This window comes from Gilvimarinus gilvus, assembly GCF_030518155.1.
In the GTDB taxonomy this organism is placed as follows: domain Bacteria; phylum Pseudomonadota; class Gammaproteobacteria; order Pseudomonadales; family Cellvibrionaceae; genus Gilvimarinus; species Gilvimarinus gilvus.
The window spans coordinates 127,267-150,143 of the sequence record NZ_JAULRU010000264.1 but is presented as its reverse complement, the minus strand read 5'-3'; the positions used below and the strand labels follow the sequence as shown (position 1 = coordinate 150,143).

Genomic DNA, 22,877 nt, shown 5'->3' with positions numbered 1-22,877 from the left:
CCGTATTGAGAACGTAATTTGTAAAATAGGTTAGTTTGTCGAGTCAGTCGTCAATGAGCTGCATCAGAGTGTTGAACTCCTGCGCTGTTACCGGTTGCACCGATAGGCGGCTTTGTTTACGCAAAGCCATCGATTCAAGCGCCTGAATTTGTTTGATCGTATCAAGCAGTATAGGCCTATTGAACACTCGCTGTAATTTAATGTCGATACTGTACCAACGAGGCTTGCTCTGCGTGGATTTAGCATCGTAGTAAGGGCTTTGTGGGTCAAATTGCAGTGGGTCGGGATAAGCGTCGGAAACTACCACAGCGGCGCCGACGATTCCGATGGCTTTGCAGCGGCTGTGGTAAAACAACACGGTATCGTCGCGCACAATTTTATCGCGCAATAGGTTGCGGGCCTGAAAATTGCGAACACCGTCCCAGCGAGTGGTTTGCTTCGGCTCTGCTGCCAAATGGTCGATACCGTAGCAGTCAGGCTCAGATTTAAAAAGCCAGTAGGCCACACTAAATGCCCCCGTTAGCCCTTTGTATCGACATCGGTACTTTCAAATGCTTTGAGACGCTCGGCCGTCTCTTTATCAACTAATTCCAGCTCCATTCGTCGCCCCAGATTGTCTACCTGTTTTACTTTCACGCAGACCGCGTCGTCGAGATAGAACTCTGCTTCAGGAGTGACTAAGGTGAGGCGACCACTGTCAAATTTCGGCTTGGGTTTGCCCTTCTCCGATAGCTGCACAAAACCGTCAATACCGATGTCGTCCAGCTTCACGTTAATACCGCGGCCACTCACACCAACTACTGTACCAAAATGTACAGTACCAATTTTGTCTGCCATGTAGTGGCACAGCAACCAAGATTCCAGCATGCGTGTCGCTTGACGGCCGGTGGTTAAGGTTTCTTGCAGCCTCTCGACGTCTTCGGGGCTAGCTCCGGGGGCGGGAGTTCCGTTGAGCAGCGCTTTTAAGGCATAGTGGTTGTATAAATCTTGATAACGTCGAATCGGCGAAGTCACAGTAGCGTAGTGCTCAAAACCAAGCCCGAAATGGCCGGCATTTTCTAAACTTAGGCTGCCAGCTTGCTGCATACGCTGTAATAAGGAGTTTAGGCGCGCTTTCGCCTGGTTATCGCCTGCGTGCTGGCGCAGTGTGCGAAACAGCTTGCGGAAGTTGTCGAGATTGCTGAAGTCCCGCTCGGCCATGTCGGGTAGTTCGCCGGCGATTAATTGATTTACCTCTTCAACGCGCTCTTGCCGAAAGCCAATATGTGTTGAAAATAACCCGCTGTTGGGGTGCTCGCTGAACAGTTTTCCCGCGCAAATGTTGGTGGCTAGCATGGCTTCCTCGACCAGCTTTTGTGCAAGGTTACGAGAGCGTTTTTCAATGCGTTCAATTTTTTTCTGGTCATTCAGCCAGTACTGAAAATCAGCTCGGTCTTCCATTACCAGTGCATTTTTTTGGCGGTACTCAATTCGCGCGCTCGCAATCTTTTCCAGCGTCTGCAAACTTGCCGTGACACTTTCTGGCAACTTGTCAGCCAGCGACTCGGTGTCATTGTTCTCAAGTAGACCGGTTACACCCTGATAGCTGAGTTTGTAGTGTGATTTAATCTTGGCAAATTTAAACTCAAAATGGTTTAGCTCGCCTTGCTTATTCACTTGCATGGTACACACTAGTGCTGGTCGAACGGCATCTGGCACCAGTGAAAATGTCTCGTGAGAAAGCTCTGTCGGCAACATGGTAATCGGGTTGCCCAGCAAGTATAGGGTCGAGGCACGCTGGCGCGCGCTCAGCTCGAGCTCACTGCCAAAATCAATAACGCTGCCAGGGTCGGCGATGGCTGTGGTTAATTGCCAGCCTTCCGATGTTCTTTCCGCAAAGATTGCATCGTCCATATCTCGCGTGAATTCGGAGTCAATCGTGACGAAGGGTATGGCGGTGAGATCTTCGCGTGACAGCGAAGCCAGTGCCTGCTCATCAATTGAGTGTGAGATTCGCTGTGCTTGCTCCCAGGCTGCGGCGTTCCACTCGCTGGTCAATTGGTATTTTGCCGCGACATAGCGACTCTCAATGCCGGGTTCGTCTGGCTTGCCAATGCGATTGGTTACTTTAATTTGAGCCTTGCCTTCATATTTGAAGGGGTGGCGAATGAGCTCGCATTCGACCAAGTCGCCTTCCGAGCAGTTGGTGCGTTCTTGAGGTGGTATAAACAGCCAGCGTGAAAATGGCGGAAGGTCAGGCTCAACGAAGTGAGCAGGCCCCTTGCGAACATATCGTCCGACAAATTGACTAACCGCAGAATTTAGCAAGGTCTCGAGCTTAGCTTCCAGCTGCTTTTTACTGTTTTCAGTGAGGCTGACCTTAACGCGGTCGCCGGGCAGCACCCTTAGCATTTGCTCCGGGTCGAGAAATGCGTCGCGACCGTCGTCTAAGCGAACAAAACCAAAGCGTTTGGATGTTGGTCTGACAATACCCTCTGCAAATTCTTTTTCGGAGGCGATGACAGTCTTGAGCTGGGATAATTGCGAGAGGGCATCTTTACTGAGCATGAATCACTACTTGTTGTACTGGCGGGTTCAGGAAAGTGGCCATGATAACAGGAAATGCGGGGTTTCGCGGCGACTATAGTATTATTGGCATATGGATGTACTAAATCAGCTTATATTATTGGGCGCTGTTCTATTTTTGATCAGCATTTTAGCCAGCGCATTGTCTCCCAGAGTGGGGATGCCTTTGCTGCTGGTATTTTTGCTGGTTGGGATGCTTGGTGGCGAAGAGGGCCTGGGGGGTATAGCTTATGACGATGTTCAGTCGGCTCTCTTTCTGGGTACTTTGGCGCTTGCGGTAATACTGTTTGACGGCGGCCTGCGCACCGATATTCATAATTTTAGGGTGGGGTTGCGTCCTGCTTTAGTGCTGGCGTCAGTTGGCGTGGTTGTGACGGCGGGTATTTGCGGCGTGTTGGCCGCCTGGTTGCTGGACTTGTCGTGGGCAGAGGGGTTGCTCGTGGGCGCTATTGTGGGGTCCACCGATGCTGCGGCTGTGTTTTCAGTGCTGAATATGCAGGGCTTAGCATTAAAAGCGCGAGTCGGTGCGACTTTGGAAATTGAGTCAGGGCTCAACGACCCTATGGCAATATTTCTTACCATTTCAATGGTTGAGTTTATCCGTTTAGGTGACGGCGGATTTGACTGGACGATGGCGCTCGCATTTTTCTGGCAAATGGGTGTTGGTGCCGTGATTGGTGTGTACGGTGGCCGTGTATTGGCTTGGGGGGTTACCAAGCTAGAGTTGAGCCCGGGACTCTATCCATTGCTTGCTTTGTTTGGCGGGTTGTCAATTTTTGGCGTTGCCGCAGTACTGCAGTCAAGTGGTTTTCTGGCCGTCTATATGGCCGGATTGATGGTGGGAAACCGCGTGTCGCGTGGCCTCTATAATATTCAACGCTTTCATGATGGCATTGCGTGGTTGGCACAAATTAGTTTGTTTTTAATGCTTGGGTTGCTAGTGTCGCCTTCGGAGTTGGTCAGTTACGCATCCAGTGGTTTTTTGATGGGGCTACTCTTGATATTAGTCGCCCGTCCCATAGCCGTAGGCGTGTCATTAATTCCCTTTCAATTTTCATGGCGCGAGCGATTGTTTATCTCTTGGGTCGGGCTGCGCGGTGCCGTGCCCATTGTGTTGGCAATGTTTCCCTGGTTGGCCGGTTTAGAGCACTGGCCCTTTTTCTTCAATATCGCGTTCTTTATTGTCATTGTGTCACTGGTTTTGCAAGGCTGGACCGTAGCGCCGCTTGCGCGCTGGCTGCGCGTGGACGTGCCGACGAGTAGTTCACGGGTGCAGCGTGTTGAGTTGGGTGTGCCGGGCCAGGCGGGCTATGAATTTGTGGGGTATAAGCTGCTGCAGGACTCGCCAGCGATAAAGTCGGGGCTGGCAAGCCTGCCTGCGCATTTGAATGCCCGTACGATGTGCGTTATGCGTGATGGAGAGCCGCTGCGTGACCTTGACCAATGCCAACTAGAGGCGGGCGACCATGTCTATTTACTGGCTGCCGTGGATGCGTTGGCCGGCCTGGATAAGTGGCTGGTAGGCGAGCCTGAACCGGATCGATTATCCGCCCAAGCATTCTTTGGCGAATTCGTTGTGTCTCCACGGGCCAAGTTAATGGATTTAGGGATGCTGTATGGCTTTAATGTGCCGGAAGATATGGCCAGTTGGAGCATTGGGCGCTATATCTACCGACGCTACAAGCAGCCGGTGGTGGGTGACCGTGTTGACTTGGGGAACGTGGAGTTTATCGTGCTCGACATGAAAGATGCCAAAGTCACAAAAGTGAGTTTAAAGCTTCACCGGTAATACTATAGATTATAAAAAAAACGGCCGATAAGCACCTTAACAGTGGCCAGTGCAATTGTGTACTACACTAAATCAAAAGATCTACGTGCTTATTCGAGGCTTGAGTGTCATGCGCTGGTATAACAATATGAGCTTCCGTTGGAAGCTGTCAATTCCGCTGTCTATATTGGTCGTGCTTTTTCTCTATTCTAGTGTTTATTCCATCATGTCTGCGCGAACATTGGCGGACAATGCCAATACCATCGCTCGTGTAAACCTTGATGAAATCCAGTTAATTTTGCAGGCAGACCGGGATTTGTATCAGGCGCTGACGGCGGAAAGAACGATATTTGTCAGCGGGGTGGCTGGTGTGGGGTTAGACACTTTGAAGGCAGAGCACAAGGAAAATGCCGAGCAGGTTAAAGAACGGTTTTTACAGTCGTTAGATATTTCCAACAGTGCTACAGATTCAGAGAGGCGCGACTTTAATAAACTCTTTGATGCTTGGTATAACTATAGTTCCAAGCTTATTGAGACGGCGCAGTATGGCAACCCCGATGCAATAGATGGCGAAGAAGTGGCCGGCTTTGAGAAAAGTTATGCTCTGTTTGATGATGTGCGAACTCATTTGGATATGGTAGGGGAGCGCCGGCTCCAATATGTGCATAATTTTGCCGATCAGATCGATGCCGAAGCAAATTCAATCGCCGGCATGCTTGTCGCTCTCGCGGTCGTGTGTACTTTAGTAGCCGTATTGGCCGCGATTCTGCTGCCCATTATGGTAATCCGCCCGATTAAAGCTATAGGCGATAGGATTCAGAATATCGCCGAGGGCGACGGCGACTTGACCATTCGTATTGAAATAGACAGTCAAGACGAGCTAGGTGAGCTGTCGGGCCACGTCAATCGCTTTATGGAAAAACTGCAAAATCTAATCGGTCGCATCCGCAGTACCACGGAAGAAGTCGCCCAATCGGCAACCGTAATGCTCGATGTATCTGCACAAAGTCAGCAAGCGGCCGATGAGCAAGTGCAGGCGATTACTATGGTGGTTGCGGCGGTCAATGAGCTGACGGTAGCCATACAGGAAGTGGCGCAAAACACCAATGAAACCGCCGACAGCGCGAAAAATGCCGCGGAGGTGACGGGTACAGGCCAAGAGCGAATTCGCATGGCTGTAGAGCGGGTACAGGAGTTGTCGGATCGCATTGCGGATACAGCTCAGGTTATGGCGCGGCTTGATGAAGAGGCCAAAAACGTCAATTCCGTTATCGATGTCATTAGTGGGGTGGCAGAGCAGACTAACCTGCTCGCGTTGAATGCCGCGATTGAGGCTGCCCGAGCCGGCGAACAGGGTCGAGGCTTTGCCGTGGTTGCCGATGAGGTGCGTACACTTGCCAGTCGAACCCAAGAGTCAACAGAAGATATTCAGCAAATGTTGGTTCAGTTGCAAACCGGTGTGCAAAGCGCCGTCGAGGCAATGAACCATTCCAACGAAATGACGGGAGAGGCTGTGCTGGCTGCCAATGAAGGCGGAGAGTCCTTAGCGAATATCAGCCAGGCTGTTGGCTCAATCACCAACATGGCGATTCAAATTGCAACGGCCGCTGAAGAGCAGAGCTCGGTTACCGGCGAAATTGATCGAAATCTGGTCGAAATAAATCAGTTGGCATTGAATACATCTGAGGGCGCGGGGAAAACCGCACAGGCGAGCCGTGAGCTTAATGCGCTTTCGAATAGCTTGCGCGAGCTGGTTGGAAGTTTTAGGGTTTAACATTTAGCTCTGAAAACAGGAGGTTTTGTGGCCAGTACCCGAGACACAAGTATTGTTCTAGTTGGCATGCCCGGCGTGGGCAAAAGCACTATCGGTATTTTGTTAGCGAAAGAGCTAGCACGGGAATTTGTGGATACTGATCTATTGATTCAGGTTCACGCGAAGAAAGCATTACAGGACATTGTGCATGAAAATGGCTACCAGCACCTGCGTGAGCTAGAAGAGGCCATTATATTAACCCTGGATGTCAGCAACCACGTTGTGTCTACCGGGGGGAGTGCGATATACGGTGAAAATGCCATGGCTCACTTGGCCAAGGCCGGGCAAATTGTGTTCCTTGACTTGCCTTTGAGCGACCTTGAGGCTCGCATTCATAATATGGAGGCACGAGGTATCGCCAAGCCCGATGGCCAGTCATTTGCAGACGTATACGCCGAGCGAGTTCCTCTGTACCGAAAATACGCCGATATCACCATACAGTGTCGCGGTAAATCTCCCGTTGCCGTGGTTCAGGAAATCATTTACGAAGAGGGAGAGCAGTACGCCGACGCGGACGCTTGACGCTCCTACGAAGACTTTAGTGCCGTCAGTTTAGTCTGTGTTAATTTTTGAAACTGCGGCGTTAGACCTTTATCGGCATACACCTCATCGCCCAACTCATCGAAAGCAATGACTTCGGCGCCCTTAATGTAGGGCATAGACTCCTCAAGCTCATGCAGCGCGGTGGATAAAAGATCGCCGATCAATTGTTCGAGAGTCAATTTAGGGTACATTTCCGCTAGCGCTTCGAGTTTGGCCGCATCTTCGATAGGCAGGCGCAGGGAATAGCTAGACTGGGTAAGCTGGCCCTTGGCCGTTTTCTCCCAGTGCGTAAGTAAATCGCTTGGCTTCTTGTCCATGAGATACACCTCTTAATGGCCGAATTGACAATCTAGCCCCTATTTTAACACAGTGAAATATCTTTGGAAATCAATAGGATATCGAGGTTTGGCTGGGGCGCCTTGTGCTTCTAAGAGCACGCGTGTATCGTAACCGCTTTTTGCAGAGAGCGCTTTTTAGCGCCAACCGGGTTACCGGATATAATACGCGAGGAGTGAGTGGCAATGAAAGTCATCTTATTGGGGGCTCCGGGTGCAGGGAAAGGCACTCAGGCAAAAATGATTATGGATAAGTTTGGTATTCCCCAAATTTCCACTGGAGATATGTTGCGTGCTGCGGTCAAAGCAGGTACGCCACTGGGCATGCAGGCTAAGGATATTATGGCTGCGGGTGGCTTAGTGCCAGATGATTTAATTATAGCTTTGGTAAAAGAGCGTATTGCCGCCGACGATTGTGTAAAAGGCTTTTTGTTTGATGGCTTTCCGCGCACAATCCCTCAGGCTGAAGCATTGTTGGAAGCAGGTGTTGCCATTGACCATGTGATTGAAATTGATGTTGCTGATGAAGAGATTGTGGCTCGCCTTAGCGGACGCCGTGTTCACGAAGCATCGGGTCGCGTTTATCATATTGAGCACAATCCGCCCAAGCAGGAAGGGCTGGATGATGAAACAGGCGAGTCGCTGGTTCAGCGCGAAGACGATAAAGAAGAAACGGTACGCAAGCGCTTGTCGGTTTATCACGAGCAAACTAAACCATTGGTCGAGTTCTATCAGTCTTTAAAAGCTGAGAAGGGCGATGCAGCGCCTTCATTTACCAAAGTGGCTGGCGTTGGGAGTGTCGACAGTATTCGGGAGCAGTTGTTTGCTGTACTGGCAAAATAGAAAATAATAGCGGCAATGCAACAAGGCCCTTCGGGGCCTTTTTTTTTACATTTTATTTTGTGTTTCAATTTTTTTGTCGTTATTCACCTCAAATATTGTAGAAAAAACAGCTTTTTTGGGCGAAAAACGTGCAAATAGTGCTTTTATTAAATATATTTAGAGTGGCTATAACGCGCAAGTGTTATTGGTAAACAATTAAAGTGCATGAATCAAAAAACAAGTTAGGAGATAAGTTATGGCTAGAGTTGCGAAAAAAGCACCGCGTAAGGCGGCTGCCAAACGTAAATCCACCACCCGAAAATCCCCTAAGCGCGCAGTGAAATCGGTAATTGATCCAGCTGTGGCAAAAGCGCAAACCTCCGTCGATAAAGCGCAAGCTGCTGTAAACGATCAGGCCAAGAAGCTTGCAACGGCTCGTAAAAAAGCTCAATCGGCAAAAGCAAAAGCCAGTAAATCGAAAAAGGCTATGGATAAACGTTCCGCCGCTGCGGCCGAAAAAGCGGCTAGCAAAGTTTCAGAAAAAGCAAAAACATTGCGAGCGAAACTGGCAGAGCAAAAATCAAGCCTAGCCAAAGCAAAAGCGATGGCCGCGGTGAAAGCCGCAGAAGAAGCCGGAAAAGCTAAATTGGTTGCTTTAGAAGAGAAGCTAACGTCCAAAGCGTCTTCCGATTTGGAAAAGGCAAAAGCGGCGTTTGAGGCCAAGTGGAAGCGTGCCCGCGCTTCAGCTGATGCTAAGAAGGTCAAGGCCGCAGCCAAGAAGCTTGCCGCTAAAGCTAAGGTTGCTGAAAAGAAAGCTAAGGCAAAGGTGCGCACTCTGGAGAAAAAAGAGGCGGCTAAGGCTAAGACTGCAACGAAAAAACCAAAGGCGAAGGCAAAACGTAAGTCAACGTCTCGGCGTGGTCGCCCAGCGAAGAAAGCTTAGTCGGTTTAAGCTAATTAGCTGATCGTAGAACAAAATCCCGACCTTAGGTCGGGATTTTTGTTAATGGGTTGGTTCGATGCAGGTTGCCGATCACGAATAAGATAGATTGCAATGGCTATTGGTCGCAGCGATGCGATCTGTCAAAATGGCGTTTTGCCAAGCCGATTTCATATTATGCCTACAATTCTTTCTCTCGATACCTCTACAGAAGCCTGTTCGGTAGCCATGCTGATGCAGGATGGTAAGATCTATGAACACTTTGAAGTTGCGGCGAAAAGTCATACCCAGCGCATTTTGCCTATGATTGACGACTTGTTGTCTGAGTGCGGCATGGAGCTGGCCAGTTTGGACGCAATTGCATTTTCAGCCGGACCGGGTTCGTTTACCGGTATTCGTATTGGTATGGGTGTTGTGCAAGGGTTAGCATTTGCCGGCGCTCTCCCGGTTATTCCTGTATGCACACTGCAGGCGCAAGCGCTGCCCGCAGGGAAAGTCAACCCAGGTACACCGGTGCTGAGTGCTCTTGATGCAAGGATGGGAGAGGTTTATTACGGCGTCTACGACTATGACCTGGTGAACTCAAGATTGCGCATAGTTCAAGCCCCTTCGGTCTGTGCTCCCGCTGCTCTGAGTGTGCCTTGTGGCTGTGCAGCTGAAAATGTAGTTGGAGTAGGGCAAGGCTTCACAGTGGATGACATGGCGACCTATGCCAGTCGGTTTGATGCCTCTGCGACACCTCGCGCGTCAGCCGTTGCAGAGCTTGCAGAACGGGCTTGGGCACGTGGTGAGGCGGAGGATGTCAGGTCAGTTGAACCAAAATATATCCGCGATACTGTTACTTGGAAAAAACGCGAGAGAATTCGTACATAATTGATTTTAGGGGTTAGGGTAATGCAAAGGGCCGACACACAAAGTTTTAACCAAGGGTTGCTGGAGTTTATCGCAGCCTCGCCAACGCCATTTCATGCCACGCGAAACATGGCTGAGCAATTGGTCGCAGCGGGTTTTGTTCGCCTCAATGAAGCGGACTCCTGGTCTCTGCAACAGGGCAAACGCTATTTTGTGACTCGCAATGACTCGTCCATTATAGCGTTCTGTTACGGCAGCACACCGTTAGAAAAAACTGGCATTCGGATGTTTGGCGCTCACACTGACAGCCCCTGTTTAAAGCTTAAGCCTAATGCTTACAGTGTTAATGCGGGCTATGTGCAACTAGCGGTTGAAGTTTATGGCGGTGCGCTACTGAATACCTGGTTTGATCGAGACCTTTCCATTGCCGGGCGCGTCACTTATAAAGGAGACGGCGATGTACCTTTGAGCCGCTTGATTGATTTTCAGCGTCCGGTCGCCTGTTTGCCGAATCTGGCGATTCATCTTGATCGTGAAGCAAACCGTAATAAGAGCGTGAATCCTCAGAAGGAAATGTTGCCGATTCTGATGGTCGCAGGTGCTGAAGAGCAAGATTTACACAGTCTACTGAAAACGGAACTGCAGCGAACGGACGCAGATGCTGTAGTGAAAGCGATATTGGGTTTTGAGTTGTCGTTGTATGACACGCACAAACCTGCGCTTATTGGATTCAATGAAGACTTTATTGCCAGTGCCCGACTGGATAACTTGCTGAGTTGCTACGTCGGTCTGGACGCGATGTTAAATGCCAGTACAGAGCAGTCTTGCTTGCTGGTTTGCAATGATCACGAGGAAGTGGGTAGTGCTTCCGCCTGTGGTGCCAAGGGGCCAATGTTGGAGCATTTTTTACAGCGGCTAATACCAGACACACAGTTGCGGCTGCGCGCTTTGGATGCATCAATGATGATCTCGGCGGATAACGCACACGCAATACACCCGAATTACCAGCAAAAGCATGATGCGGGCCATGGCCCAATGCTCAATGGCGGTCCGGTCATAAAGGTCAACTCCAATCAGCGTTACGCCACCACAAGCGAAACGGCGGCACTTTTTAAATTGCTTTGTGGTCGCGCGGGGGTGCCGGTGCAGAGTTTTGTCTCGCGCTCTGATATGGAATGTGGCAGCACTATCGGGCCTATTACGTCGTCCGAGGTAGGAGTAAAAACGCTCGATGTTGGTGTGCCGACCTTTGCCATGCACTCAACCCGCGAGTTGGCGGGTTCCGATGACGCCTATGGGTTATCGCGTGTGGCAAAAGCGTACTTTGAACAAGTCGCAGCGCCAGGTAAATTTGCTTAACGTGAAGGTTTTGTTGCTTTCAGCTTATGACGCGGCCAGCCATAAACGCTGGCGCCAAGGGTTAGCAGCCCAGTTCCCGGACATTGAGTTTACTCAGATCGCACTCGCGCCCCGTTTCTTTAACTGGCGTATTCGCGGGAATAGCCTTACCTATGCGACATTGCAAACGAGCGCATTAAAAGCGCATTACGATCTACTGATTTGTACATCGATGGTGGATCTGTCTAGTCTGCGCGGAATGGTGCCAAGCTTAGCCAGTATTCCGACTGTGCTGTATTTTCACGAAAATCAGTTCGACTATCCCTCAAGCCGCCAGCAGCATACCTCGGTTGAACCGCAAATAGTCACGCTATACAGCAGCGTGTGCGCCGATACAGTTGTTTTTAACTCCGAGTTCAATCGCCGTGGATTTCTGTCGGGGGTAGGTGACTTGATAAGCAAGCTCCCCGATGGCATTGACTCCAAGCTGGTTGCAGACATTGCCAGGAAAAGTCGGGTACTGCCTGTACCGCTCGAAGACGCGCTGTTCAGCCGAGCTGAGGGGCCGAAGGCGCAAGGAGAGGGCCAGCCGCTTCAGATTGTTTGGAACCATCGCTGGGAATACGATAAAAATCCTGACCTTTTGTATCGCGGGCTTGTACAGATATTGAGTGGCTCTATCGAATTGCCGCCGTTTAAGATGCATCTTATAGGTCAGCAATTTCGCAATCAGCCTGCGGTATTCGCTGCAATAGAAAGCCTGTTGCATACTCATGGCGTAGCCGGCGAGGTCGGTTTTATTGACAGCTACGATCACTACCTTGACATACTACAGCGATCGGATTTTGTGCTGTCTACGGCCGATCACGACTTTCAGGGGTTGTCTGTTTTGGAGGCCGTAGCACTTGGTTGTATACCGGTGCTGCCGCGACATCAGGTCTACCCTGAAATGGTAGGGGAGCGCTACTGCTACCCAGTTACAGGAAACCTGGAGGTTGACGCTAAAGCCTTGGCAGTCTATCTCGCACAGCAATTGCGGGCTAAAGCGGGAGGGGATTGGCTTGCGTGTCCCAATTTGGCCCATTTAAGTTGGCGACGCCAGTACGATGGCTACCGCAGCTTACTTTTTGATACCTGCGCTAGCTACACAGAGAAAGCCTGAGCCTGTATGATAGGCGCCCGTCTGAAATTACCTGTGTTCTGGATTATTGATGAGCAAGCAACGTGTTTTAACCGGTATTACCACGACCGGTACCCCCCATCTCGGCAATTATGTCGGTGCCATACGCCCGGCGATAGAGGCCAGTAAGTCCGCGCAATTAGAGTCTTTCTATTTTCTCGCCGATTATCACGCTCTGATTAAATGTCAGGACGCAGAGCGTATTAAGTTGTCGCGCAAAGAAATTGCGGCAACATGGTTGGCTCTGGGGCTCAATACCGACAATGCGGTGTTCTATCGTCAATCGGATGTGCCAGAGATTCCGGAATTGTGCTGGCTGTTAACCTGTATGGCAGCCAAAGGCTTGATGAATCGGGCACACGCTTATAAGGCTGTAGTAGCGGCCAATGAAGAGGCGGGCGAAGATCCGGATTTTGGCGTGACAATGGGGTTGTATAATTACCCGATACTTATGGCCGCCGATATCTTGATGTTTAATGCCAACAAGGTTCCGGTCGGTAAGGATCAGATTCAGCACATAGAAATGGCCCGTGATATTGCGGCGCGTTTTAACCATCACTATGGCAATCATTTTAATATGCCAGAGGCTGTCGTGGATGATAAAGGCTCAATCCTGCAGGGACTGGATGGTCGTAAGATGAGCAAGAGCTACAACAACACGATTCCTTTATTTTTGACCGAAAAACAGCTCAAAAAGCATATTAATAAAATTAAAACAAACCTATTGGAGCCAGGCGAGGCGAAGGATCCAGATACCTCAACCGTGTTTCAAATATGGGAAGCTTTTGCCAGTGCAGAACAAACCGCGCAGATGCGCGACAAGTTTGCCGGCGGTATTGCCTGGGGCGAGGCGAAGCGAGAGCTGTTTGAGCTGGTGAACAGTCAACTGGGCGAGGCCCGTGAGAAATACTTTGAGCTAATGGAACGTCCGGCGGATATTGAAGATGTTCTGCAGCACGGGGCCAGCAAGGCCCGTGCGGTGAGTGCGCCCTTTATTGAAAAGTTGCGACAAGCGGTTGGTTTGCGCACATTTGTTTGAATACCTAGAGCGCACCGACAACCCGGAAAATACCGCCGGTCAGTGCGTGTAAATCTTGGTTTGTCGCAACGTAGGGTGGCATAATGTAGACCAGCTTACCGAACGGCCGAACCCAAATTCCCTCATCGACTAAGGCCGGCTGTATTTCGGCCATTGCCGGCGCATAATCTAGTTCGACGACGCCGATTGCGCCTAAAACACGAACATCAACGACGTGTTCAAGCTCGCGGCAAGGTTCCAGTCCTTGCTTAAGCTGTTGGTCGATTCGGGCGATATTGCTTTGCCAGTCGGACGCCAGCAACAAGTCTATGCTCGCGTTGGCTACGGCGCAGGCAAGGGGGTTGCCCATAAACGTTGGGCCGTGCATAAAAACGCCGGCATCGCCTTGGCAAATACCGTCGCTGACCTTGTCGTTGCACAGAGTAGCCGCCAGAGTCATGTAACCGCCGGTTAGCGTTTTACCCAAACACATGATATCAGGGCTAATGTTGGCGTGTTCGCAGGCAAAGAGCTTGCCGGTGCGCCCAAGGCCTGTAGCGATTTCATCGGCAATGAGCAGCACGTCATATTGGTCACACAGGACCCTCACTTCCCGCACATAAGTCGGTGAGTACATCCACATACCACCAGCGCCCTGTACCACAGGTTCTAGAATAACCGCCGCAATATCGGTTTTCGTGGCCAAAAGATGGCGAATACTGTCTAAATCTTTGGGGTCAAAGGCCGCACTAAATCGGCTCTGTGGGCGCTCGGCGAAATATTGTTGGGTGATGTTCTGAGCGAACAGGTGGTGCATACCCGTCACCGGGTCGCAAACACTCATAGCACCGAACGTGTCGCCGTGATAACCATTCTTTAAGGCCAAAAAGCGATTTTTTTCCGGGCGGCCCTGCGAGTGCCAATATTGCAGGGCCATTTTCATAGCGACCTCAACGCTGACCGAGCCCGAGTCAGACAAAAATACTTTATTTAACCCCTCTGGACTTAGTTGTACTAGTTTTTGTGAGAGCGTGACTGCAGGCTCATGGGTAAGGCCACCGAACATCACATGGCTCATAGCTTGGCTCTGATCGAGCAGGGCCTGATTGAGCGTTGGGTGGTTATAGCCGTGCAATACACTCCACCAAGAGGACATCCCATCAATTAATGTGCGACCGTCGGTTAATGTCAGGCGCACCCCGTTTGCGCTGGCGACTGGGTAAGTGGGTGAGGGTGCTAAAAATGACGAGTAGGGATGCCACACGTGGGCCCGATCACGCTCCAGAATGTTGCGTGCATGTTCAGCGGGAGTAAGGTTCGGTGAGCTCATACGGCCTCTGTCGCGCAAAAAGCGCCAAACTAAGGGTTTTAGTGGCGCTTGTCCAGTGAGTCGTATGAATTCGCGCGGAGCGCTTAACTAAAGCGATCAACCAATACAGTTTGCTTGTGCGACAGCAGCGCCATTTCACTGTTGAGGCGATTGGCCTCATCCACCTGGCTCTGGACCTGATCGGCCAGTGAGGTGATGGACTGAGTATTCTTCTCAATGTCTACGGCCGTGGCAGACTGCTCTTCGGCGGCGGCCGCTATCTGATGGGACATTTGATCGATGGTTGTCACAGCGCTGGAAATAGCCGACAACGCCTTACTGACGTTATCCATTTCGCTTACGCTTCGATCAACCAGGCTCTGGCAGTCTGACATGTTAGTACCCGCAAGCTCTGTGGCGTCAGTCAGCTCACTGATGATCGACTGAATGTCCTCGGTTGACTCCTGTGTTCGCTGGGCAAGAGTTCTGACTTCATCGGCTACTACGGCAAAGCCCCGGCCTTGGTCACCCGCTCGTGCAGCCTCAATAGCGGCATTCAGAGCAAGTAGGTTGGTTTGCTCGGCTACGCCGCGTATAACATCTACCACCGAGGCAATTTTAACGCTGCCTTCGGTGAGTCTCTGTAATACAGAGCCGAGTGCGTTGACCGTTTTTGACAGGTCATCAATAGCGACCCCGGCTGCGCGGATAACAGTGTTGCCACTTTCCACTTCACTCAGCGCATCGCGAGTCGCACTTGATGTCTCCGTAGCGCCAGAGGCAACTTCTTGCACCGCGATGCTCATTTGCCCCATGGCATGAGCGACGTTCGTCGTTTGCTGCTGTTGCTCGGTTATGTACGAGAAAGTTTGCTGTGCCTGCTCTTGGGCTAACCCGGCGTGTAAACTGAGGTCGTTGGCGGATTCCTGAAAGCGGCCGAGCGCCGTACGCAGACGGGATTTTTGCGCGAGTTGTGCCAGTTTTATCTCGCCAACCTCATCGCATCGTCCCGTGTAGATATAAGCGGCCACGGGGTCTTGGTGAATTTTGCGGGCTTGGGTCAACGCATCGGCGAGCAATGTGGTTCGCACTGCTTGTATCAGCACCCCAAAAATTACGGCAATTACCGCAGCGCCTGTGTACTGGCTGGCGCTTGCGTCTGTGCCAACAGCAACCAGTACAGTCATCAACACCAGGCTAATAACCGCGCTGAGTGCCGCAGCGCCATACTTTTGCACTATGCCTAAAAAGGGCGGGCAAAAGCTCTTGCCATGACGCAGTCGGGCGTAGACGGACTCTGCCCGGCTGATTGATGATCTGTCTGCCTTGACGCGTACCGACTCGTAGCCTGTAACTTTGCCCTTGTCACCCACCGGCATGACATAGGCATCAACCCAGTAGTGGTCACCGTTTTTACAGCGATTTTTGACTATACCCATCCAGGCTTCGCCGCGCTTTAGTGCAGACCAAAGCATAGCGAACGCATCCGTAGGCATGTCAGGGTGGCGGAGAATATTATGGGGCTGACCAATCAGTTCTTCGCGGGTGTAGTTGGCAATACTACAGAAAGTATCGTTACAGAACTCAATGGTGCCCGCCAAATCGGTGGAGGACACAATCTCATCCCCAGGTTTTAGCTGAACTTCTCTATTGGTGACGGGGCCATTATTCTTCATCATCATTGATCCTTATCTGGGCTACCCCGCTAATTGTAGGTCATTTACCTGTAGTTGCTCGCCAGTCTGATCGAGCGCTGCACCTGCGTGAAGTAATTTAAGTTGTTGATCTAATTGTTTGCAGGCGCCCAGAGCTATATCGGTAAATTCTAGGCTAACTTGAGTGTGGCGAAAGGGCTCGCGAACCAACCGCGCGGATTTGACGCGTGCCTGACAATTGATTTTGAGGTGACCGCTGAGGCTAAACTGGCACAAGGGCAGGTGAGCATCGCGGTGGTAGTGCCGTAGCTGATTGCCTTTTAGTGCTATACGTAAACCGCCGCCGGAAACATTGAGTACGCGAACTTGCGTTGGTTCTGCGCCAATAGTACGAACTTTAGCGTTTAAAGTTTCGCCGTCCGTTTCAAAGCGGGCATAGTGGCGGCGGGGGCGATAGATCGCCTCATTCGGTAAAAGTACAGCAATGGCTCCTCGGGTGCTGGTCTGATCGCTGATTACGGGCACCTTGAGTGTCAGTACATGTCCCATTCGTTGGTGGCGCATTGTTAACCACTGTCCCTCGCTGAGCGCTAGCGTATGGGGCACGAGTTGGTCCAGCCATAACAGACCACGCTCTATGTCTACAGCAATTATCATGCTTTGAAAGCTGGACTCTCTATTGTGAATTTGTATTTCCAGCAGTTGTCGCGAGTTGGACAAGTGTGTCAGTGTTTCCACAGTAGAGTTGGTGGCATCGTGCTGGCCTAACAGACTTGAAATTGCTGAGCGGGTAGGTTGCTCGCAAGAGGCATTCGCTTGGCTGGAAAATTTGTTCATAATACGTTCAATCAAAGACATAGTTCTTTCCCATTGCTACCCATAAAACGCTGAAAAACGTGCTCTGTGGGTGTACTAGCAAGGCTTATGCCACAAGCCCGGAGGCAGTAACCGCGCGGGATTTGTGCCGTTTTAGTGGTTTAGGCTGCGCAAGACTACGCTTGACGCGGCGGTGACTTGCCGCCGGGCGGCAAAGTGGATTCCATCCTCTGAGTAAAATCCGTACAATGGCGGCCTTTTTCGACGGAAAGGTAGTTTTTGGTCATGACCAAGGTTCACGCAACCGATAACCCCGATGCCGCCACGCGCAAAGAACGCCTGGAGTTTAACAAACTGCAAAAACGCCTGCGCCGACATGTGGGCCGTGCTATAGCCGACTTCGAAATGATCAGCGAAGGCGACCGTGTCATGGTGTGCCTTTCGGGCGGTAAAGACTCCTATGGCATGCTCGACATTTTGCTTGGGTTACAGAAAACTGCTCCGGTTAACTTTGAGCTTATTGCTGTTAACATGGATCAGAAGCAGCCTGGCTTTCCGGAGCACGTATTGCCTGCGTATTTAGAGTCGCTAGGCGTTCCCTATCATATTGTGGAAAAAGATACCTATAGCATTGTAAAAGAGATTATTCCGGAAGGAAAAACCACATGCGGTCTTTGCTCGCGCTTGCGACGCGGCACCCTGTACAGCTTTGCCGATGAAATTGGTGCTACCAAAATAGCACTGGGTCATCATCGTGATGACATTATCGAAACCCTCTTTCTCAATTTGTTTTACGGTGGCAAACTCAAGGCAATGCCTCCCAAGTTGTTGGCAGATAATGGCCGCAACGTGCTGATCAGACCCATGGCTTACTGCAAGGAAAAGGATCTTGAGCGTTACTCTCAGACCAAGGAATTTCCTATTATCCCGTGCAACCTGTGTGGCTCGCAGGAGAATTTACAGCGACAAGTCATTAAGGAGATGCTGCAAGGCTGGGAGAAATCACATCCCGGGCGACTCGAAACAATCTTTTCAGCAATCAGTAACGTAGCGCCTTCACAATTGGCGGATCGCAGTCTGTTTGACTTTATTGGGCTGACCCCGAGCGAAAAGACTCTAGAGTCATTCTCAACTGATAACGATGATGATCAAACGGCTGTCGGGTCGCCGGATGTCGCACAGTACATAAACGCCATTCATGTTCAGTAAGACGCCATAACCCAAGACTCATCTATACTCCTAGTAAGCACGGGCCTTTTACCTACGGTTAAAGGCCCGGTGTAATCTGGAGTCGTAGGCATGCTAATTGGTGTTCCCAGAGAAATAAAATCCGAAGAGTACCGTGTGGGGTTGACGCCCAGCGCGGTGCGCGAGTGTGTTCGAGCCGGTCACCAAGTCTTGGTTGAGGTCTCGGCGGGGGCTGGAGTTGGCGTTTCAGATGTCGCATACACTGAAGCCGGTGCACAAATAGTCTCGAATGCTCAGGATGTGTATCAGCGTTCGGAGCTGGTAGTAAAAGTAAAAGGGCCTCAGGCTGCGGAGTGTGAGTATCTGCGTAGCGGGCAGTTTCTATTCTGCTTTCTGCATTTGGCTGCGGTGCCGGATATTGCTAAAAAGTTACTCGCCAGTGGAGTGACCTCCATTGGTTTTGAGACAGTCGCAAAATCAGGCGGTCTATTACCGCTGTTAGCGCCTATGTCTGAAATTGCTGGCCGTTTAGCCGTCCAGGTTGGGGCTCACCACCTCGAATCTACACAGGGTGGTGGGGGAATTCTATTAGGCCAGGTGGGTGGTGTTGCCGCGGCAAAAGTGTTGATTATTGGCGGTGGCGTTGTTGGCCGTGAAGCGGCACACGTTGCGCTGGGGCTGGGTGGGCAGGTTACGATTGTGGATAAATCACTGGAGCAACTGCGCAATCTTAAAAATACATTTTCGAGTCGCGCTCAACTGGAGTTTGCCAGCGTTGATCGTATTGCCGCGCTTGCGATCGATTCTGATTTGGTTGTCGGAGCCGTTTTGGTGCCAGGAAATAAATCCCCCCAGCTGTTAATGAGACGCGATATCGAAAGGATGCGGCCAGGTAGCGTGTTGGTCGATGTGGCAATCGATCAAGGCGGTTGTTTTGAGAGCTCGCGTCCGACCACCCATCGACAGCCCACCTATCAGGTGGGCGGTGTGATTCACTACTGTGTGGCTAATATCCCCAGCGCAGTCGCTAAAACGTCGACTTTAGCGCTATCTCATGCCACACTACCCTATGTATTGCAGTTGGCTGAAGGGGGGATGGGGGCGCTTCGAAAGGTACCTGAGCTCGCTTGCGGAGTTAACACCCACCAAGGCAATGTTTGTCATCAGGCCGTTGCAACTGCGTTGGGGGAGGCATGTTTGTCTCTGGTGGAGTGCGGATGAACACCCTCACAAAAAGTGCCATATCAAATAAACTACCGGCCTCCGGATTCTCGCAAATAAGATGAGACAAAAAACGCCGTCAATCTTTCAGGGCATATCATTCCAACTGGCCAAAATTGGTATTATTCTGGCGGTTTTACTGAGCTTTTTTATTAGCTCTGTACAGGTTTATGTAGATTATTTAGCTCAATCTGAAGAGCTGGATCAACTTATCGACCGCGTCGTTGAAGTCGCCACGCCACCTGCGGCACGAGCCGTTCATACCTTAGACGACGATCTCGCGACCGAGGTTGTAAATGGATTACTAGCCTATGACTTTATTTACGAGGTCGCTATTTGGGATGAGCGTGGTAATGTGTTGGCCGCCTCTCGTCAAAATAAAGAACCTACCGAGCAATTTTTAATTGGAAAACTATTCTCTGGTGAAGACGTTTCTTATTCTTCAGCGCTGTCTGTATCTGGCTATATGCAAGGCGCCGCCGGGAAAATAAACTTTACGGTTGATAGAGGCAAGGCGCTGGCTAACTTTTATCGACGTTCCCAAGTTAACTTCTATGTAGGTGTTATTCGCAGTCTAATATTGGTTGTTCTTCTTTTCATCGCATTCTATTTTAAGCTGACCAAGCCTCTGGTACGACTCTCTCACGAAATTAATGAAATAGACCCAGACCACCCCGGTGTGAAGCGCCTGACTGCGGTGAGGTCCCATAAAACTGACGAACTGGGAACGGTAATCAATAGCAGTAATCAGTTGCTGGATGTCATTGAGTTGTCGCTGGCAAAACGCAGAGTGATTGAGCAGGCTCTTCGTAAAAGCGAAGAACACCTGAGACAAATTGTGGATAGCCTGCCAGTACTGATTGGCGCCCGTAATATTGATGGTTACTACTTATTTGCCAATAAAGCCCTGGCCGATACCCTTGGTTACTCTCCTGATGATATGCGCAACGTACATGTTCGCAAGCTACTGAAAAACTCGGTGCTAGATATTGAGATTATCGTCGCGAACGACACGCGTGTTATTCGCAATGGCGAGGAGATTGATGTTATTGAGGAAAGTTTTATCGGGGCCAACGGTGTACAACTTTTTTTACAAACTCACATGCTACCACTTAACTACTACGACGAAGTGGTGTCATTGGTGGTGTCAGTAGATGTAACAGAGCGCAAAAATGCGCAGGCCAAGATGGAATATATGGCGCATCATGATGCGCTAACTGGCTTGCCCAACCGCTTACAGTTGGTGGAGCGCCTGGAGCACGAAGCTAGGCGGGCAGCCAGGCACGGATACTATGGCGCTGTATTGTTTATTGATCTGGATAAGTTTAAAAATATCAATGATTCACTGGGCCACCCGGTAGGTGACCTGGTGTTGCAGGAAGTATCCAAGCGTTTGCAGGGCGCCGTTCGGGAAGAAGATTTAGTTGCCCGCCTAAGTGGGGACGAGTTTGTTGTGGTGCTTACGGTTCTGGATCAGCATCAAGAGATCGCAGCCCTGAAAGCTGGAGAGATTGGTGAAAAAATACGAGCATTGGTATCGTCGCCCATATTTCATGAGGAAATGGAGCTGCGTGTGACCTGCAGCGTGGGTGTCGTAGTCTATCCGGAAAAGAACAATGTAGTGCACGAATTATTGCGTTTTGCTGATACGGCAATGTATCAGGTTAAAGAGAAGGGGCGTGATGCCATAGAGTTTTTCAATGAAGAAATGGCCGATAAGGTAAGTCGTCAGCTGGTGATGGAAGGCGACCTGCATCGAGCCTTAGAGGAAGAACAGTTCGCGCTGTATTTTCAGCCCAAGCTTGATGTGTTTACGGGCGAAGTGGTGGGAGCAGAAGCATTGTTGAGGTGGTTTCATCCAGAGAAGGGGCTGATTTCACCGTTTGAATTTATTCCGGTTTTAGAGACATCGGGTCTGATTATAGAAGTGGGGCAGTGGGTGTTAGAGCAGGCTTGCGAGTCGCTGCAGTCTCTTTGCAGCGAAGGATTATGGCGCCCCGGCATGCAGCTCAGTATTAATATCAGTCCGCGCCAATTTCGTCGCGAAAGTTTCGCGTCGGGTGTGCTTGCCACAATCGAGGGTTACCAATTGCCAGACAACGTGCTCGATATGGAAATCACTGAAGGTATCGTAATTCAGCAAGTCGAAGAAGCAATTGACACTATTACCAGTTTAACTGAACGTGGTATTAGCTTCTCGCTGGATGACTTCGGCACGGGTTATTCGTCCATTAGTTATTTAAAACGGTTGCCCGTGGCAACGTTGAAAATTGATAAAAGTTTTATCCGGGACATAATTGATGATAGAAATGATCGGGTGTTAGTGGAAACTATCATCACTATGGGACGTTTACTTGGACTTGAGCTGGTTGCTGAAGGCGTTGAAAATAAGGAACAGCTTGAAATTCTCAAAGAGTACGGTTGCCAGTTTTATCAGGGGTTCTATTTCAGCCCTGCCGTGGCCATGGAGGAGTTTGTCACGTTGTTGGAAAAACGCCCCAGTAAATAAGTAACAGCCGTCTCCACGCGCAATATTCGCTCGCCAAGGCTAATACCCGTGAAGCCTCGCCGGCTAAACTCGTCCACCTCTTTGTCTAAAAATCCACCCTCTGGTCCTATGGCAATTACGCAGGGTGCCTCTATGTTGTGAGGGCTTGATTGCCGGGCGTAAGGGTGGGCAACAAACCCTTGCTCGGTGCCGACAAAATCAATCAACGAATCTTCAACAAACGGACGAAACCGCTTTGCAAAGGATATTTGGGGTAACACGGTATCTCGCGCCTGTTCCAATCCGAGTATCAGCTCTTCCCGAATTTTCAGCTCGTTAAGTTGCGGGGTTTGCCAATAACTTTTGTCCACGCGACTGCTTTGCAGCAAGACTAGCTCTTTGATGCCTAGTGTGCTTATGGTTTGTAGAATACGTTTTAGCATTGGTGGGCGCGGTAGCGCTAGAATTAAACGTACATTAGAGGGAATTGGGGGAGGGCTGGTTAAAGCAACACTCAAAGTAACGCTACAGTCTTTAATCGCTGTAATGGTCCCTTCGCCGACCTTGTCGTTTACAAGTCCTACCTTGAGAGTGTCTCCAACGTCGGCTCGGTGCACACCGAGAATATGTTTAACTCGACGTTCATCGCGCAGCACCGCTAGATTGTGGCCAGTAAAGTCGTTGTCAGACAGTAAAATTAAGTTCATACCGGCCCGCAGATGGGAATTTCAATCAATGGCGCCCCGGAGACGATTCGAACGTCCGACCTGCCGCTTAGGAGGCGGCTGCTCTATCCTGCTGAGCTACCGGGGCTGACAGTCGCCCCAGTTGAGCGACAGGCACATTGTAGAAACTTTGGCGACGGATGCCAAGCTAAAGTAAAAATTAGACTGGCAGGCTGTTGAAAAAAACATGCATGCTCAGCGTAGCCTGAAGCGTGCAGGTGTTGTGTCTTGTCTCGACGGACAGGGTGGTTCCCTTTGCTAGAGGTAAGGCGCAGCAGATGTGCGCTTTAGGCCAGGCCCT

Annotated in this window: 19 protein-coding genes and 1 tRNA gene; 12 read left to right on the top strand and 8 right to left on the bottom strand. The window is 50.5% G+C overall.

Annotation, left to right across the window (positions count from 1 at the left end; genetic code table 11):
* Nucleotides 1–43: 43 nt before the first annotated feature.
* Both QWI17_RS04565 and QWI17_RS04560 read right to left on the bottom strand, forming a co-directional pair.
* Nucleotides 44–505: an EVE domain-containing protein gene (locus tag QWI17_RS04565; protein WP_302721326.1), complete on the bottom strand. Its 462-nt coding sequence runs from the start codon at nucleotides 503–505 to the stop codon at nucleotides 44–46.
* Between the two features lie 14 nt (nucleotides 506–519).
* A complete protein-coding gene (locus tag QWI17_RS04560; protein ID WP_302721325.1) occupies nucleotides 520–2,547 on the bottom strand; it encodes a VacB/RNase II family 3'-5' exoribonuclease in 2,028 nt (675 codons plus the stop codon).
* Between the two features lie 91 nt (nucleotides 2,548–2,638).
* Between QWI17_RS04560 and QWI17_RS04555 the strand changes: the two genes are divergently transcribed.
* From QWI17_RS04555 to QWI17_RS04545, 3 genes are all read left to right on the top strand, one after another.
* A complete protein-coding gene (locus QWI17_RS04555; protein ID WP_302721324.1) occupies nucleotides 2,639–4,354 on the top strand; it encodes a potassium/proton antiporter in 1,716 nt (571 codons plus the stop codon).
* Nucleotides 4,355–4,481: 127 nt separating this feature from the next.
* A complete protein-coding gene (locus QWI17_RS04550) occupies nucleotides 4,482–6,107 on the top strand; it encodes a methyl-accepting chemotaxis protein (protein WP_302721323.1) in 1,626 nt (541 codons plus the stop codon).
* Between the two features lie 27 nt (nucleotides 6,108–6,134).
* The gene (locus tag QWI17_RS04545; RefSeq protein WP_302721322.1) at nucleotides 6,135–6,668 is read left to right on the top strand and encodes a shikimate kinase; all 534 of its coding nucleotides are present in this window, start codon (nucleotides 6,135–6,137) and stop codon (nucleotides 6,666–6,668) included.
* 5 nt (nucleotides 6,669–6,673) lie between these two features.
* Here the strand turns inward: QWI17_RS04545 and QWI17_RS04540 are convergent, their stop codons facing one another.
* The gene (locus QWI17_RS04540) at nucleotides 6,674–7,006 is read right to left on the bottom strand and encodes a type 1 pili tip component (protein ID WP_302721321.1); all 333 of its coding nucleotides are present in this window, start codon (nucleotides 7,004–7,006) and stop codon (nucleotides 6,674–6,676) included.
* 204 nt (nucleotides 7,007–7,210) lie between these two features.
* On the opposite strand from QWI17_RS04540, the gene adk reads away from it, so the two are divergent.
* The 6 genes from adk to QWI17_RS04510 all read left to right on the top strand — a co-directional run bounded on the left by adk (nucleotide 7,211) and on the right by QWI17_RS04510 (nucleotide 13,195).
* The gene (adk, locus tag QWI17_RS04535; protein WP_302721320.1) at nucleotides 7,211–7,867 is read left to right on the top strand and encodes an adenylate kinase; all 657 of its coding nucleotides are present in this window, start codon (nucleotides 7,211–7,213) and stop codon (nucleotides 7,865–7,867) included.
* A 340-nt stretch (nucleotides 7,868–8,207) separates the two neighbouring features.
* Nucleotides 8,208–8,789 carry a hypothetical protein gene (locus QWI17_RS04530; RefSeq protein WP_302721319.1) on the top strand — a complete coding sequence of 194 codons (582 nt, stop codon included), beginning with the start codon at nucleotides 8,208–8,210 and terminating at the stop codon, nucleotides 8,787–8,789.
* 174 nt (nucleotides 8,790–8,963) lie between these two features.
* Nucleotides 8,964–9,659 carry a tRNA (adenosine(37)-N6)-threonylcarbamoyltransferase complex dimerization subunit type 1 TsaB gene (gene tsaB, locus QWI17_RS04525; RefSeq protein ID WP_302721318.1) on the top strand — a complete coding sequence of 232 codons (696 nt, stop codon included), beginning with the start codon at nucleotides 8,964–8,966 and terminating at the stop codon, nucleotides 9,657–9,659.
* 21 nt (nucleotides 9,660–9,680) lie between these two features.
* On the top strand, nucleotides 9,681–10,997 hold the full coding sequence (locus QWI17_RS04520) for a M18 family aminopeptidase (RefSeq protein ID WP_302721317.1): 1,317 nt from the start codon (nucleotides 9,681–9,683) through the stop codon (nucleotides 10,995–10,997).
* Complete coding sequence (locus QWI17_RS04515) at nucleotides 10,933–12,138, top strand: tRNA-queuosine alpha-mannosyltransferase domain-containing protein (protein WP_302721316.1); 1,206 nt, start codon at nucleotides 10,933–10,935, stop codon at nucleotides 12,136–12,138. Before QWI17_RS04520 ends, QWI17_RS04515 begins: the two co-directional genes overlap by 65 nt.
* A gap of 49 nt (nucleotides 12,139–12,187) precedes the next feature.
* A complete protein-coding gene (locus tag QWI17_RS04510; protein WP_302721315.1) occupies nucleotides 12,188–13,195 on the top strand; it encodes a tryptophan--tRNA ligase in 1,008 nt (335 codons plus the stop codon).
* A gap of 4 nt (nucleotides 13,196–13,199) precedes the next feature.
* Here QWI17_RS04510 and bioA read toward each other — a convergent pair whose 3' ends face one another.
* The 3 genes from bioA to QWI17_RS04495 all read right to left on the bottom strand — a co-directional run bounded on the left by bioA (nucleotide 13,200) and on the right by QWI17_RS04495 (nucleotide 16,996).
* Nucleotides 13,200–14,504, bottom strand: a complete 1,305-nt coding sequence (gene bioA / locus QWI17_RS04505) for an adenosylmethionine--8-amino-7-oxononanoate transaminase (RefSeq protein ID WP_302721314.1) — start codon at nucleotides 14,502–14,504, stop codon at nucleotides 13,200–13,202.
* 83 nt (nucleotides 14,505–14,587) lie between these two features.
* Complete coding sequence (locus QWI17_RS04500; protein WP_302721313.1) at nucleotides 14,588–16,162, bottom strand: methyl-accepting chemotaxis protein; 1,575 nt, start codon at nucleotides 16,160–16,162, stop codon at nucleotides 14,588–14,590.
* Between the two features lie 18 nt (nucleotides 16,163–16,180).
* Nucleotides 16,181–16,996, bottom strand: a complete 816-nt coding sequence (locus tag QWI17_RS04495; RefSeq protein ID WP_302721312.1) for a flagellar brake protein — start codon at nucleotides 16,994–16,996, stop codon at nucleotides 16,181–16,183.
* Nucleotides 16,997–17,239: 243 nt separating this feature from the next.
* Here QWI17_RS04495 and ttcA point away from each other — a divergent pair, with 243 nt between their 5' ends.
* The 3 genes from ttcA (at nucleotide 17,240) to QWI17_RS04480 (ending at nucleotide 21,872) form a co-directional block, all read left to right on the top strand.
* On the top strand, nucleotides 17,240–18,163 hold the full coding sequence (ttcA, locus tag QWI17_RS04490) for a tRNA 2-thiocytidine(32) synthetase TtcA (protein WP_302721311.1): 924 nt from the start codon (nucleotides 17,240–17,242) through the stop codon (nucleotides 18,161–18,163).
* 90 nt (nucleotides 18,164–18,253) lie between these two features.
* Nucleotides 18,254–19,363, top strand: a complete 1,110-nt coding sequence (gene ald / locus QWI17_RS04485) for an alanine dehydrogenase (RefSeq protein WP_302721309.1) — start codon at nucleotides 18,254–18,256, stop codon at nucleotides 19,361–19,363.
* Nucleotides 19,364–19,424: 61 nt separating this feature from the next.
* Nucleotides 19,425–21,872 carry a putative bifunctional diguanylate cyclase/phosphodiesterase gene (locus tag QWI17_RS04480; RefSeq protein ID WP_302721308.1) on the top strand — a complete coding sequence of 816 codons (2,448 nt, stop codon included), beginning with the start codon at nucleotides 19,425–19,427 and terminating at the stop codon, nucleotides 21,870–21,872.
* Here the strand turns inward: QWI17_RS04480 and QWI17_RS04475 are convergent.
* Nucleotides 21,806–22,558, bottom strand: coding sequence for a 16S rRNA (uracil(1498)-N(3))-methyltransferase (locus QWI17_RS04475; RefSeq protein ID WP_302721307.1), 753 nt, complete (start codon nucleotides 22,556–22,558; stop codon nucleotides 21,806–21,808). The genes QWI17_RS04480 and QWI17_RS04475 overlap by 67 nt on opposite strands.
* Before the next feature lie 29 nt (nucleotides 22,559–22,587).
* Nucleotides 22,588–22,664 (bottom strand) — tRNA-Arg (locus QWI17_RS04470).
* Between the last annotated feature and the right edge of the window lie 213 nt (nucleotides 22,665–22,877).